Annotated in this window: 14 protein-coding genes; 3 read left to right on the top strand and 11 right to left on the bottom strand. The window is 44.3% G+C overall.

Annotated elements, in window-relative coordinates; translation table 11 throughout:
• Positions 1-13: 13 nt before the first annotated feature.
• Positions 14-610 (bottom strand): hypothetical protein, encoded by a 597-nt coding sequence (locus ACH6EH_RS10595; protein WP_397332282.1) that lies wholly within the window; start codon positions 608-610, stop codon positions 14-16.
• Between the two features lie 198 nt (positions 611-808).
• Here ACH6EH_RS10595 and ACH6EH_RS10590 point away from each other — a divergent pair, with 198 nt between their 5' ends.
• Together ACH6EH_RS10590 and ACH6EH_RS10585 are read left to right on the top strand one after the other, a co-directional pair.
• The gene (locus tag ACH6EH_RS10590) at positions 809-1,432 is read left to right on the top strand and encodes a DUF1054 domain-containing protein (protein WP_397332281.1); all 624 of its coding nucleotides are present in this window, start codon (positions 809-811) and stop codon (positions 1,430-1,432) included.
• A gap of 206 nt (positions 1,433-1,638) precedes the next feature.
• On the top strand, positions 1,639-3,114 hold the full coding sequence (locus ACH6EH_RS10585) for an aminotransferase class I/II-fold pyridoxal phosphate-dependent enzyme (protein ID WP_208203973.1): 1,476 nt from the start codon (positions 1,639-1,641) through the stop codon (positions 3,112-3,114).
• A 103-nt stretch (positions 3,115-3,217) separates the two neighbouring features.
• On the opposite strand, the gene ACH6EH_RS10580 is transcribed toward ACH6EH_RS10585, so the two are convergent.
• The gene (locus ACH6EH_RS10580; RefSeq protein WP_397332280.1) at positions 3,218-3,511 is read right to left on the bottom strand and encodes a DUF1292 domain-containing protein; all 294 of its coding nucleotides are present in this window, start codon (positions 3,509-3,511) and stop codon (positions 3,218-3,220) included.
• Positions 3,512-3,645: 134 nt separating this feature from the next.
• Entirely contained in the window at positions 3,646-4,200 is a 555-nt protein-coding gene (locus tag ACH6EH_RS10575) for a copper amine oxidase (protein ID WP_397332329.1), read from the bottom strand.
• Positions 4,201-4,393: 193 nt separating this feature from the next.
• On the opposite strand from ACH6EH_RS10575, the gene ACH6EH_RS10570 reads away from it, so the two are divergent.
• The gene (locus ACH6EH_RS10570; protein ID WP_397332279.1) at positions 4,394-5,131 is read left to right on the top strand and encodes an MBL fold metallo-hydrolase; all 738 of its coding nucleotides are present in this window, start codon (positions 4,394-4,396) and stop codon (positions 5,129-5,131) included.
• A gap of 121 nt (positions 5,132-5,252) precedes the next feature.
• Here ACH6EH_RS10570 and ACH6EH_RS10565 read toward each other — a convergent pair whose 3' ends face one another.
• From ACH6EH_RS10565 to ACH6EH_RS10530, 8 genes are all read right to left on the bottom strand, one after another.
• Positions 5,253-5,696, bottom strand: coding sequence for a GNAT family N-acetyltransferase (locus tag ACH6EH_RS10565; protein ID WP_397332278.1), 444 nt, complete (start codon positions 5,694-5,696; stop codon positions 5,253-5,255).
• 297 nt (positions 5,697-5,993) lie between these two features.
• Positions 5,994-6,257 (bottom strand): hypothetical protein, encoded by a 264-nt coding sequence (locus tag ACH6EH_RS10560; RefSeq protein WP_397332277.1) that lies wholly within the window; start codon positions 6,255-6,257, stop codon positions 5,994-5,996.
• 280 nt (positions 6,258-6,537) lie between these two features.
• On the bottom strand, positions 6,538-7,659 hold the full coding sequence (locus ACH6EH_RS10555) for an Ig-like domain-containing protein (RefSeq protein ID WP_397332276.1): 1,122 nt from the start codon (positions 7,657-7,659) through the stop codon (positions 6,538-6,540).
• An 11-nt stretch (positions 7,660-7,670) separates the two neighbouring features.
• Positions 7,671-8,015, bottom strand: coding sequence for a hypothetical protein (locus ACH6EH_RS10550; RefSeq protein WP_397332275.1), 345 nt, complete (start codon positions 8,013-8,015; stop codon positions 7,671-7,673).
• 73 nt (positions 8,016-8,088) lie between these two features.
• Entirely contained in the window at positions 8,089-8,739 is a 651-nt protein-coding gene (locus tag ACH6EH_RS10545) for a hypothetical protein (protein ID WP_397332274.1), read from the bottom strand.
• A gap of 401 nt (positions 8,740-9,140) precedes the next feature.
• The gene (locus ACH6EH_RS10540) at positions 9,141-9,491 is read right to left on the bottom strand and encodes a hypothetical protein (protein ID WP_397332273.1); all 351 of its coding nucleotides are present in this window, start codon (positions 9,489-9,491) and stop codon (positions 9,141-9,143) included.
• Between the two features lie 434 nt (positions 9,492-9,925).
• The gene (locus tag ACH6EH_RS10535) at positions 9,926-11,248 is read right to left on the bottom strand and encodes a phage portal protein (RefSeq protein ID WP_397332272.1); all 1,323 of its coding nucleotides are present in this window, start codon (positions 11,246-11,248) and stop codon (positions 9,926-9,928) included.
• Between the two features lie 10 nt (positions 11,249-11,258).
• Entirely contained in the window at positions 11,259-12,842 is a 1,584-nt protein-coding gene (locus tag ACH6EH_RS10530; RefSeq protein WP_397332271.1) for a phage terminase large subunit family protein, read from the bottom strand.
• Positions 12,843-12,877 lie beyond the last annotated feature (35 nt).

Below are 12,877 nucleotides of genomic sequence, written 5' to 3'. Positions count from 1 at the left end.
ACGCAGTTCAGGATTACCACTCCAGCCGGAACAGCTCCAAAGCAAGCTCCTCCAGCTTTTGCCTGCATTCTGCCGCCGCTTTAGCATCCCCGGATTGAAGGGCATTATACAGCTTCTCAAGCTCGTCGTCCGTCTCCAGTCTGCAGAGCAGCAGCCGCTGCTCACCTTCCCTGGACTCGAACATCCGGATCATCTCCTGCTCCGTCATGGGAGTGCCCTTCTGATACAAGACTCGCTGACGGTACCCGGAGATCTCGACCAGGCGGATGACTTCTCCGAATAAAATATTCTCAATGAGGATTTGCCGATCCTTGAATCGTTTCACAACGGCGTGGCCGCGAGTGTTCTCAATCAGCTTCTCCATCCACTCCGACAGCTTGGGGTCCTTGATCATGTAATCCCCGACCAGCTTAAAGCCGCTTCCTGTCCGCTGGAACTTCAGCTTCACGAGCTTCCTTCCGGTGCGGATCGAAATGACAAACTGGGCTTCATTCTCACTCCAGTAAAGCGAATACCCCTCCTGAATCAAATCCTTGATCAGCTCCTGGATATGCCGGCGTTCAAACCGGAGCTCCAGATTGCAATACTCTACTTCCTCGCTCTTATTCACGGCACTCCCTCCTTGGTACTCCTGCGCTTTGTCCATTTGCGGGTGCGGCCCTTATCATGTCTTACGATTTTGACGAAAGTCTTATCTATATCTTATACTTCATCTTATGTAACGGTACCTTGGTTTATTGACTATTTTTGAGCCGTTCTTAGAGGACTTCAACGTTTCACCACTAATATACAGGAAGGCTGTTGACGTATGAGCTTTACCGGATTTGATGCAAAAGATTTTGATGTATTTACTGTTCCCGGCCTGGAGGCCCGGATGGATGCGCTGATTGAAAACGTGCGCCCGAAGCTTGAAGCCCTTGGCGCAGAGCTCGCGCCTTTCGTATCGGCAATCTGCGGGGAGGAAATGTTCGTTCATGTGGCGAAGCATGCCCGGCGCACTGTCAATCCTCCTGTGGACACCTGGGTGGCCTGGGCGGCAGGGAAGCGGGGATATAAGGCGCTGCCGCATTTTGAAGTGGGCATGTTCGAGTCCCACGTGTTTGTCATTTTCGCGATTATTTACGAGAGCCCGAACAAAACGGTGTTTGCCGGGCACCTGGAGCAGCAGCTGCCGGAGATCCGCAAGCAGCTGCCAGAGAGCTTTTACTGGTCCACCGATCATATGAAGCCTGAAGGCACCCCGCATGAGCAAATGGACAGCGAGGCATTCGCCGAGCTCATCCGGAAGCTGAAGCAGGTGAAGAAGGCCGAGGTGATGTGCGGGCTGCGCATCCCTCGGGAGGAGGCCTCCCGAATGAACGGCGAGGAGCTGTCCGGTATGATTCAGAACACCTTCGAAACGTTACTGCCGCTGTACAGGCTGTCTTTCTAAATGTAAACATGCCGGGCTTGCATCCTTGCGAGCCCGGCTTTTGATTGATATTCAAGGCAGACGCCAATACTGTTACTGGGGGACAAGGACTGCAGCAAGCTCGGTCGGGGCACCACGCCTCCAAAAGCTTTGCTTGCATTCCCCCCCTATTTTGCTATACTCAATTTGTTTAAATCTCTAGATACAGAAAGGTTGTGACAGCTTCCATGGACCATAGCGTAACACCGCTCTTTACCGCACTGAAGGAGCATGCGGGAAACAATCCGGTGCAGTTTCACATTCCAGGACATAAGAAGGGCCTGGGAACCGATCAAGAATTTCGGGCGTTTATCGGTGATAATGCCCTTTCCATAGATTTAATTAATATCGCTCCCCTCGATGATCTTCATCAGCCGACAGGCGTCATCGAGCAGGCGCAGAAGCTTGCCGCCGATGCATTTGGCGCAGACTACACTTTTTTCAGTGTCCAGGGCACGAGCGGTGCCATCATGACGATGATTATGTCCGTCTGCTCTCCCGGGGACAAAATTATCGTGCCGCGCAATGTGCATAAATCGGTGCTGTCCGCGATCATTTTCAGCGGGGCGAAGCCGGTGTTTGTGTCTCCGGCACAGGATCATAATGTGGGCATTGACCACGGCATTACGATCAGCTCGGTCCGCAAGGCTCTGAAGCGTCATCCTGACGCCAAAGCGGTGCTCGTCATCAACCCGACGTATTTCGGTGTCAGCGCGGATCTCAAGGAGATTGTGGATCTGGCGCACAGCTATCATATTCCCGTGCTGGTTGATGAAGCCCATGGGGTGCTTATTCATTTTCACGAGGACCTGCCGATGTCTGCCATGCAGGCCGGCGCCGATATGGCGGCGACCAGTGTCCACAAGCTGGGCGGCTCCATGACGCAAAGCTCCGTACTGAATGTAAATACCAAGAACGGGTACATTAATCCGTTCCGGGTTCAGACCATTATCAGTATGCTGACGACGACCTCAACCTCGTACATTCTGCTGGCTTCCCTGGATACCTCCAGACGCAACCTGGCGCTGCACGGACGAGAGATGGCTTCCAGAGCGATCGAAATGGCCCAGCATGCCCGCCGCTCTATCAATGAGATTGAAGGGCTTTACTGCTTCGGAGACGATATTCTGGGCGGAGAGGCCACCTACAGCCTTGATCCTACCAAGGTCACAATCCATGTCCGCCATCTGGGAATTACCGGCTATGAAACAGAGAACTGGCTCAGGGAGAAATACAACATTGAGGTGGAGCTCAGTGATATGTACAATATCCTGTGCCTGATTACGCCGGGTGACACGCCGGATACGGTAGAGACGCTCATTACGGCTTTGAAAGAGCTGTCTCAGGAGCATCACAATCGGAATGAAATTAACGAGCTGATCGTCAAAGTGCCGGAGATTCCGCAGCTCTCACTCATTCCGCGCGACGCCTTCTACGGGGATACCGAGGTCATTCCGTTTAAAGAATCTGCCGGCCGGATTATTGCCGAATTTATTTATGTGTATCCGCCGGGAATCCCGATCCTCCTCCCTGGAGAGGTCATTTCCCAGGACAACATCGATTACATCACAGATCACGTCGATGTCGGGCTGCCGGTAAAAGGTCCGGAGGACCGCAGCATTCAGAACGTCAAGGTCATTATTGAGGCGGATGCAATCTTCTAATTGACACTCATCTTTGCCGATGCAGGCGACGCTTTGCACGTAGTACAAACAAACAGCGGTGCTCAGGATCATCTCCCGAGCACCGCTGTTTAGTTTGCAAGCCTTATTCCTGAGCGGCAACGAGCTCGTTATAAGCCTCTTCCACCGCGTTCCATTCGTCTTCATCTTCAATGTTATAGAGAACCATTTCCTCGTCCTCTTCTTCCATACGCAGGATCACGCCGTCTGCTCCCGGATTGTTGCGCTCCAGCAGAAGAGCGTACAGCTTCTCGCCCACGTCGAACGTTTCCACCAGAACCATTTCCATTTCCTTGCCCTGTTCATCGGTCAAGGTCAGTACGAATTCCTCGGCGTCGTGGTCATGATCATGGTCATGTCCATGTGTGTGATCACTCATTGAATGTTAAACCTCACTTCAATTAAATTATCAATCCTTGGTATGGTAACACGGAAGCCGGGACCAGGTCAATTTCAGGCAGAGCCCCGCTTGATCACTGCGAGGTCCATCGGGTGAACCTACAATGATCGGGCTTATTTCAGCACAGTAATGATTTTTTCGGCAACCTTTTCATAGCCCGAGTTTCCCGTCAGCTTGACATAGAAGCCTACCGAATATTTGCCGACGGTATCGAAATCGTACGTAAAGTCATAGGTTCGAAACCAGAAATTATCCTTGCCCTGCAGGTTGCTCTGAGACTGAATGTCCTTGATGCTGCCTGAAGGATCTTCAATCGCTACCTTGACGGACTCCACATCATCATGCACGGAATCCACCTGGCTGAACACGTTAAACTTTAATTTGCCCCGGTTCACGTTCCCGAATGCCGTATCTCCCTTGAACAGAAAGATATGTACATTCGGCTTCACGACCTGTACCTTGCCGGCACTTTTATCCCAGTCTGAGGCTGCATTCATATCCCGCAGCGGCACATAAATCTTATTATCAATCAGATAGGCACCATCCTTCAGCTCCCGACCATTCATCAACACCCGGATCTTGTCCTGAATCGAATCTGCAAACAACAGCGTGCTTCCGCTCATTAACGTGATGACCAGAGCTGCGGCTGTGATTTTTTTCCAACCCAGCTTTACCTTCATGTCCATTAATCCCCTCCATTGATTCTCGCTGATACATGTGTATACTACACGACAAAAAGTAAAGTTGCGGAGAATCACGTAATTTATGTGTATTTTACCGGGAATGGTGCAGAAGACGTTGATTAGGTACAATATCAGTATGTCCAATCGCATGAAATGGATAAGAAGGAGGAGGATTCCATTGACCTTGAAATTGCAAATGCTAGGTACCGGCAGCGCTTTTTCCCGAAAGTATTTCAACAATAATGCATTGATCTTTGATGAGAACTTTACACTCATGGTCGACTGCGGCGTCACCGCACCTACGGCCCTCCATCAGCTGGGACGCTCCTGGGACTCTATTGATGCCGTGCTAATCACGCACACCCACGCCGATCATGTAGGAGGACTGGAGGAGCTCGCGTTCCAGATGAAAATGAGATACCAGCGTAAAATCCCGCTGTACCTTGCAGAGCCTCTGGCAGGCCCGCTGTGGGAAAACACCCTGAAAGGCGGTCTGTACCAGGAAAAATATATTGAATCGCTGGAGGATGTGTTTACTGTCATTCCGCTGCCGGTAGGGACGCCCGCCGATCTCTCGCCCGGCATCACCGTGGAGCTGATTCATACCCGGCATATCCCCGGAAGGGACAGCTATTCCTTGTATCTCAATGGCCGCGTCTTTTATAGTGCCGATATGACCTTTGATCCCCAGCTGCTGCACCAGCTGGTCACAGAGCGCCGCTGCGATACGATTCTGCACGAGTGTCAGCTGGAGGGAGAAGGACAGGTGCATACCACGCTTTCCGAGCTGCTGAGCCTGCCGGAGGAGCTGCAGTCCAACATCCATCTCATGCATTATGCCGACAACATGGAGCAGTTCCGCAACTCCACCGGCCTGATGAAGTTTCTGGAGCAGCACCGCGTGTATGAGCTGTAGCGGCTGACTGGCTACAATCCACTAAGGCAAGAAAAGCCTACCCTCCGCGTTAGGAGGACAGGCTCTTTTTCGGTTTCACGTCTGGCCTCTCATGCAGCACGCATGCAGTCTTGGCAAGACCCTACAGCTCCTTCACCATGCGTACATGCGGAATTCCGGCATCATCGAAAGGCTCGGTAGAAGTGGTAGTATAGCCCAGCTTGGCATAGAAGCCTTCCGCTTGACACTGGGCGTCCAGTACGGAGGATTCCAGCTTCAGCTCCCGCGCTGCATTTTCCATAGCCAGCACGAGCACCCGGCCGAGCCCTTTGGTACGGAATTCCTGCCGTACAGCAATTCGCTGCATTTTGGCTGCATCCTTGTTGTAACGAATGACGCGTCCGGCTGCGGCAAACTCCCCGTCATATTTAATCAGGATATGCTGGGCTTCAGCATCCAGGTTGTCGTATTCATCAATCTCCAGGTCCTCAGGAACCTTCTGCTCCTCCACGAACACTTCCTTGCGGATTGTGAGCGCAGCCCTGAGCTCTTCCTCTGTCGATACATTAATGATTTCTGCTGCCATGTTCTGCACCTCTTTCACGCCCTGCTTGTTCTATTAGCGGTCATTATAAATGTCTGTGTATACAGCTGAACCATTATACAAAACAATTGATTTTCTGTATAGTGAAAGGAATAGCTTCACTGAAGGAGGAAATATTTATGGGTCTTGGAGGCACGATTCTGGCTGCGGTTGTCATCGCCGTGATCCTGATTGTTCCGATGTTCTACACCATCAAAAAAGGCTACTCCCGGAAATGGGACGAGGAATAGCTTCACCATTCCTCGTCCTTTCTCATACGTACAGAGTGCCTTCATATCATTATCGTCCCTGCAGCGGGCTTGACGGCTTCAGCGTCGGCTCCTGAATCAGCCGCTCCCCTCTCCCGCTAGATGGGTACACGTCCTCACGTACCGAACGCTCATACACATCCTTATGCACCGGTGACGACGGAGCCTCCAGCAGCGGCAGCGTGTCCGCCCGGCTTGGAATATTGCACCCGGCCAGAAGCAGCATGCAGCCCAGCGCTATGACTGTACCGGCTTTACGAGCCGGCAAGCTGTCGTCTTTATTCTTCAACATCATCCCTCCTGCTCACGCTACCTGTTAAGGATAGCATTGACTAGTAGAGGGAATTTTATAAACAAAAAAACCTTGATTTCTCAAGGTTTTCTTCATATAGGACGGATGGGGATCGAACCCATGACCCCTACCCTGTCAAGATTACTGGGAGTCAGCACCGGTTTATCCCTTATCCATCAACGTTTATAATTCAATGACCATCACTCTTAAAAACTCGATAGTGTAATTATATAGTGGTCAACTTTGAATGTAAAGTGGTTTATCCAAATTTTAGGTTAGTGGTCTAAAGAGCACTCTTAATTCTAATTCTATACCAAGCATGTACTGATGGATCATCAACCAATGATACCTTCAATTGAACGTAACCTAGATTGTCACCACGAACCACACAGGAATTATTTGTTCTGCTTGTTATCACTGCTAGTGCTGTAGTAGCAACTTTATCGTCAGCGAACATTTCCCATAGGATTGTTTTACCTGTTGTAATATCTGCACCGTTGTAAACAGTAGCATTATAAGTCTTACTTTTGTTTTTGAGAATTTCTGTAGGTGTTGATTCAGTACTTGTAATGGTAACTGTATAAGATGCTGGAATTTCCTCAACCGTAACAATGATGAAATCCTGAATTGATTCACGTGTTGCATTGTACATTCTAATTGTAACTACACCTGCTCTAATGGCTGTTACTAGCCCTGTATTAGAAACTGTAGCAATTGATTCATCTGTACTTGAAAACGTCACAGGGGCGTTATTGGTGCTTGTATATTCCAATTGGAAAGTGGAACCCACGTAAACACTTGATTCGATATCAATGATGTTTACAGGGCAGGACAATGCTCCTGCAATCCCATTTACAACATCATCTGTAGCAGGATTAATGGAATCTTGTTCACATCTAATAATCATGATTCCTGGCTGACTGAAACGGTCAATTCCGACTATTTTAAATGCCTGTCCGTATAGGATGAATCTAGTATCAATTTTAAGTCCAGAATCATTATAATACTGTGTAGTGTAGACAGTTATCTCCCCATCTTGGATAGATAGTACCTTCCCATCAGTTATACCTGAATTTCCAACAGTAATAAAGCAATCCAGAGCAATAAAACGACATCCAGCATTGACTGTAATAGTATGAGGTAATCGGCGCATGATTCCTTTGTATTTGTCATACCGCTGCCCATTAACTTCACTAACAAGCAGATACTTATTATCTTCATAAATAACAATGTCACCCCTATGCAGAGGTGACAGACTAGAAATTTTCTTATCATCATATTCCTGTTCAAGATTCGTATTATCTATCATTGCTTGAGTCGGATTGTTATTGACTAAAACATCTGTCCCAAACTGTTCCATCAGAAAAGCGTAATCTTGATTATCATGGTCAAATAAATTAATCATACATTCACCTCTTATCGGCTAAACAACATAAATGTGTTTGAATTGTTACTTGATTGATTAATGGTCATGCTGCGTATCTTCCGTTCAAGTTGGTCAATCCGGTTTTGAAGGGACTCAGCAAAATCTGAAACGGTAAGATCATCTTTCTTATAGGCCTTCATGAGCGCTGGATTGTTCGCTACACTGTGCAATATGGATAATGCTGCCGAATAAATTTTACGTTTATCATCAGCAGATGAAGCATCATATTCAGATTCTGGATTTGTAACTCCCTCTTCTGCTAAATAAATAGAAAACTCAGCCGAGGTTAACGTGATGTTTTTTGTTTCGAGTTCAAGCCGTTCAATATGATTCATTTATAATGCTCCTTTCAATTTAAGGTAAACAAAAAACCTACCCGAGAAGGTAGGTCTGATAGGCGCTGTTAATTTAAGTTATGTTGCGGATTGCATGTTGTCTTCGAATGATTACACTCATTATACTGTGCCAATGATGGGCATCTTGTTGTGCTTGAATTAATCCTGGGCTATCCTTTGTTAAACCAATTGGTGTGTTGAGAAAGTAAATATAGAAGTTCGGCTTTTGAAAATCATCGACAACTACTTTTAATCTGATGCTGTTAACAGTAGTACTACTACTTTTAGTACCCGATAAACCACCAATGACTGCTCCGGCTCCTCCTGCTAATACTCCTCCCACAATAGCGCCACCCAACTGACTTCCTCTAGATGTTTTAGTTACTGAAGATTCATTTTCAATAATTTCGGATTCAACAACATCTGAGAAATTAATTATGTAATCACCAGATTCATCCGAAAACAGAAGTTTACTTGAATTTTCATCAATTGATATTGAACTATCTTTAGATACATATTGCTGACTAGGCTTGAATCCTTCAATTGTATATTGTCTGTCTGCAATTTCTTGACTTCTCATCTGTTCTTGTCTATTTTCCTGAGAAGAGACAACGATAAGCCAGATAACCCCTATTAGCGATAACCAAAGATAAGAAGCGTTAACATTAAAAGCGGCGAACATTAAACCAAATGCAATCAATGCACTACCAATGAATATTTTCATATAATATCCCCTTTACGATATACAATAATGATCCAATTTATATTTCGATAATACCACATTGGTAAAATATAGGTTTATGGATTCGGAAAATTATGTAGTTAGTGGTCTGAAATTGGTGGAAAGCAAAACACAAGCACTCGATTAAGAGTGCTTATAAGCGAGAATATTCAATTAGGTTATCCTGCTTACATTTTGGACACCAAATACTAACTAGATATTTGTCATCGGTAGTGTTTATTATTTTTCCAACTGGTTTGTCATACTTCTCCACATCAATAATTCTTGAATTTGCATGTTGACGGATTTGGGCCATCCATTCAAACTCATGATTACAATTATTATATCTGCTATTGCACGTATGCTTCCCTTCTATACGCATAGAGCGACCTCCCCATAATAGTTTAATTCCATGATACGCGCATTAAGTCAAAGTCATGCACTTTGTTTACCAACTCACTGTACTTTGTTTTAAATAATGCTCTGTCTTCCAATGAGAAAGAAAACATATGAGGAAGTTGACATATCTTGTTGAGCGCAATCTCATATTTACCTAATTCCATTTCCATGATAACAATATCTTCTCTTTGTAATTTATGTGGGAGATGTTTAGTAATCATGTAACTAATAATGTTGTCGCAGCCATCAAATATCTTCTTAACATCATCATCGGTATTGATTGATCCGTGAATTTCACTTCTACCATCATATTTAAAATGCTTATGAGAATATGGGCGTAGTTTATTATCCTCCATTATATCTCCCTCCATTTTTCTTTTTTTGTTCATGTGTAATTACATATGCTAGCGGAACATTTTCCAGATTTGGGGTATTGGCTCCATCATAATCCACCGCCGATCACTTGTAAATATGCAGATTAATACAAATGACTGGCTAAACGGCTCTAAAACACACCAAAATAGACCACTATCTACTCAATATAGTGGTTTATATGGTACATAATATATCTTATATACCATCTAGGGGGGATTCAGCACACTCCTCAAAAAAAGCGAAAAAAATGTGACGAAATTGTGACTCAATACTGTCCAGCGCTATATATAATGGGACACCTGCACTATACTTTCTATAGTAACAGGTGCGCGTTGGCGAACATTACACTTTACATTACATCCCCATATTATCGCTACATTTTCACATAATCAGCATCCATCACATACACTTACTTTTAGTTAGCAATATTATCTGCTTCACTGTTACGCTTGCTTTCACTGTCTCTCTCACTGCTTAACCTTACCATCTCACTGTTCACATCATTTGTATACGGACTATGCCCAAGTATGCTTTCAATGCTGATAGCACCCATCTCCTTCAACTTAGTCAGATTATCAATGATATCCTTCTCAGATTGTGGCATAGCATATTGGAATACAATATCTAACGTTTCCCATTCTTCATCCGTAAACCGTTTCCCCTGTAACTCCAATAGTTTTCTGAACTTATCATGCCTTATCTTCATACCTTCACGGATAAACTTTTCACTCATCATTGCTCTAATATTAGCCAAACTAAAGAGCAGTTTAATACTGACCTCAGACAGATTGCTAATATCAACCTTGCCCATACTTACAGCAGGAGTACAACTAATATCAAGCAAACTGGTCATCAAATGTTTATACAAGGTTTCAAATGCATCATGATCAAATTGATTCTGAGCAAACATAAAATCTGCATCTGAATCAAGAACAAGCCCACCACCTAATACATCAGTAGGCAATCCTTCTCCTTTTAATGGCTGACCTTTCACAATAGGAATGCCTGTAATGTATTTATAGAATGCATCCACACTCTTACTAATCAGGTCTTCCATGGAGTCCAGGATTGTAATGTAGTCCTCTAAATCGCTTCGTCCATATACATCATTGATAGGATTATCATTACGATAGATAACAGGCAACCCAGTTAGATTATTGTATGAATTCTTGAAATGTAAATCTCCACCTGCATTTGTATACTTCTCTACACGGTCAGGATAGTAAACATTATAGAAAGTAACATGATTGATTGTATAACTCTCTACAAACGCAATGTATTCATTCTCACTGTCTACAACTGGATATGAGTCGGCTGCATCAATCAGTTTGCTTGTAATCTTGCCATCCTTCACGTACACATACTCATAGGCGTTACCATAGCGATTCACATTATGTACAATATCAAAATCAATCTTATCGTATCCGTTCTTATATATCCCCCTCAGGGCTTCAACAACCTTCTCATTCCCTGTTAGAGTAACTTTATTGCCAATCAGATACGCTGTCCCAAACTCAAGCAATCGCTTGGCATATTGAAGCACGATCCGTCTCGGAACAAACTCTTTACCATTGAACATTTCATTGGGACGCTTATTGATACCATGGACACCAGCCAGATATTCTTTAACGTCTAAAATATTCATGATTCGCATCTGGTTCTGAACTTCACCAACATAATCTACAAACCAATTGTTACTATATCCATATTCATCAATAAATTCATTAACGGTTCCCATTTCATCGCTCCTATACATACCATTTATTGTTTTTCTTTGCTTGAACGGCTAAAGCATGGGCAATGACCATATCATCATGGTTATTAGCACCCTTCTTGTTGCCCATTTTTCCGTTTACCTCAATAAAAAGAATCATTTGTTGAAGAGTTTCCCTATCGTTAATAAGGATCAACCCTTTTTCAAATGATTCCTTGAAGTCACTTATCATAATTGCTTTTGTCTTATCTGTAGTAAGCCAGCCAAGAGCAAACTTCTTATTACCCTTCTGGTCAAAGGTTTTGTGCTTATATAAATTCATATATTCATGGTCATTCCGTAACCGTTCGATCACTGGAAGCCCATAACTGTTCTTCTCACAAGCCAGGAACGCATAGTTATAATATCTGCCGATTGTATTCAATATCTCTGCAAATTCATATACACTTACCTTATTATGAGCAAAGGCAAGCACCTGAACCCCATCAAGATCCATCAATGTTAATGTTGATGAGTCACCGCCTGAGCCGCTTGATACGTCACTTCCACCGTAGTATTTAACACCACGTTTAGGTAAATGGTAGACATTCAAACCTTTACCTATAAACTTATGCAACGATTCAGGTAATTCAGTTTTCAACTCATCTTTTGCCATAGGTTCAGGAACACTTTCTAAACGTTCCAGAATCTTGGATTGGTCAAATACATTCTGTCCACTTGTCTTAAATGCTTCTTCTGGATAGGAAGGAAACTCTGTCTGAAAATCCGTTAATGACATGGATGACAGTTTCCATTGTCTCCACATCAACATTCTCAGATTAGCACCCATATCCATAATGCGCTTTTCTTCTTCTGTCAGGTCATTTTTACTTAGTCGCTGTCCTTTGTTCTGCACCTTATACCACTCTTCGGCTATATCATGTTCAAACCTGAACTGATCTTTATACGCATTACTTGTCCAGCCATAGAAGAACGCCTTATAGTTCGTCTTACCTTTCCAAGAGCGAATAAACAAGTCATAGTAATAGTTACCTGTACCGTTAGCCGTTGTTTCAATTACTAATTTACTTGTAGGGTTTTTGGCTAATGCTTGCTCTAAACTGGTTAGTACCTTGGATTGGTCACCTTGATAAAAGGCAAACTCAGATAAGAGCACAAATTGATATGTATTACCTCGGCCTATCTGCTTACCGTCACTTGCCGCAATCTGTACCCGTGAACCGTTGCTTAAACACAGTTCACCACGGTTATCTCTGTCTGTCTTAGGGAACGGATATTTAGTTCTCGGCAGATTATCATTCATGAACTTCAGACGTTCAAACAATGCCGTTACTGACTCACCGGACAATGAGACAATCATGTAACTGGTGTTCGGATACTTGACCGCATTGTATAAGCAATATGCCAAACTCATAGTACTGAAACCAATCTGTCTGGACTTGGCTATAATATTGAATTTCTGCATCTCGTCAATGAACTGACTTTGTTCGGAATTGAGAAGAAAAGGAACTGTATTCCCTTCATTGTCTACAATCTTTACAAAGTTCTTGGCAAATGCCTTAAAATCATCCATTACCATCTCAAACTTAGTTTTTTTCTTAGTTGTTGCTACTGCCATTACATGACTCCTTTCAGAAACACAAAAAAGAGCCG

It is taken from the genome of Paenibacillus sp. JSM ZJ436 (assembly GCF_044383795.1).
Classification (GTDB): domain Bacteria; phylum Bacillota; class Bacilli; order Paenibacillales; family Paenibacillaceae; genus Paenibacillus_AQ; species Paenibacillus_AQ algicola.
The sequence above is the reverse complement of the archived record's forward strand: the minus strand, read 5'-3'. Positions and strand labels throughout refer to the sequence as shown.

Coding starts and splice junctions, on each gene's coding strand:
- ACH6EH_RS10590 (WP_397332281.1), top strand. CDS start 809: ATGAGCTTTACCGGATTTGATGCAAAAGATTTTGATGTATTTACTGTT.
- ACH6EH_RS10585 (WP_208203973.1), top strand. CDS start 1,639: ATGGACCATAGCGTAACACCGCTCTTTACCGCACTGAAGGAGCATGCG.
- ACH6EH_RS10580 (WP_397332280.1), bottom strand. CDS start 3,511: ATGAGTGATCACACACATGGACATGACCATGATCATGACCACGACGCC.
- ACH6EH_RS10565 (WP_397332278.1), bottom strand. CDS start 5,696: ATGGCAGCAGAAATCATTAATGTATCGACAGAGGAAGAGCTCAGGGCT.
- ACH6EH_RS10560 (WP_397332277.1), bottom strand. CDS start 6,257: ATGATGTTGAAGAATAAAGACGACAGCTTGCCGGCTCGTAAAGCCGGT.
- ACH6EH_RS10555 (WP_397332276.1), bottom strand. CDS start 7,659: ATGATTAATTTATTTGACCATGATAATCAAGATTACGCTTTTCTGATG.
- ACH6EH_RS10550 (WP_397332275.1), bottom strand. CDS start 8,015: ATGAATCATATTGAACGGCTTGAACTCGAAACAAAAAACATCACGTTA.
- ACH6EH_RS10545 (WP_397332274.1), bottom strand. CDS start 8,739: ATGAAAATATTCATTGGTAGTGCATTGATTGCATTTGGTTTAATGTTC.
- ACH6EH_RS10540 (WP_397332273.1), bottom strand. CDS start 9,491: ATGGAGGATAATAAACTACGCCCATATTCTCATAAGCATTTTAAATAT.
- ACH6EH_RS10535 (WP_397332272.1), bottom strand. CDS start 11,248: ATGGGAACCGTTAATGAATTTATTGATGAATATGGATATAGTAACAAT.
- ACH6EH_RS10530 (WP_397332271.1), bottom strand. CDS start 12,842: ATGGCAGTAGCAACAACTAAGAAAAAAACTAAGTTTGAGATGGTAATG.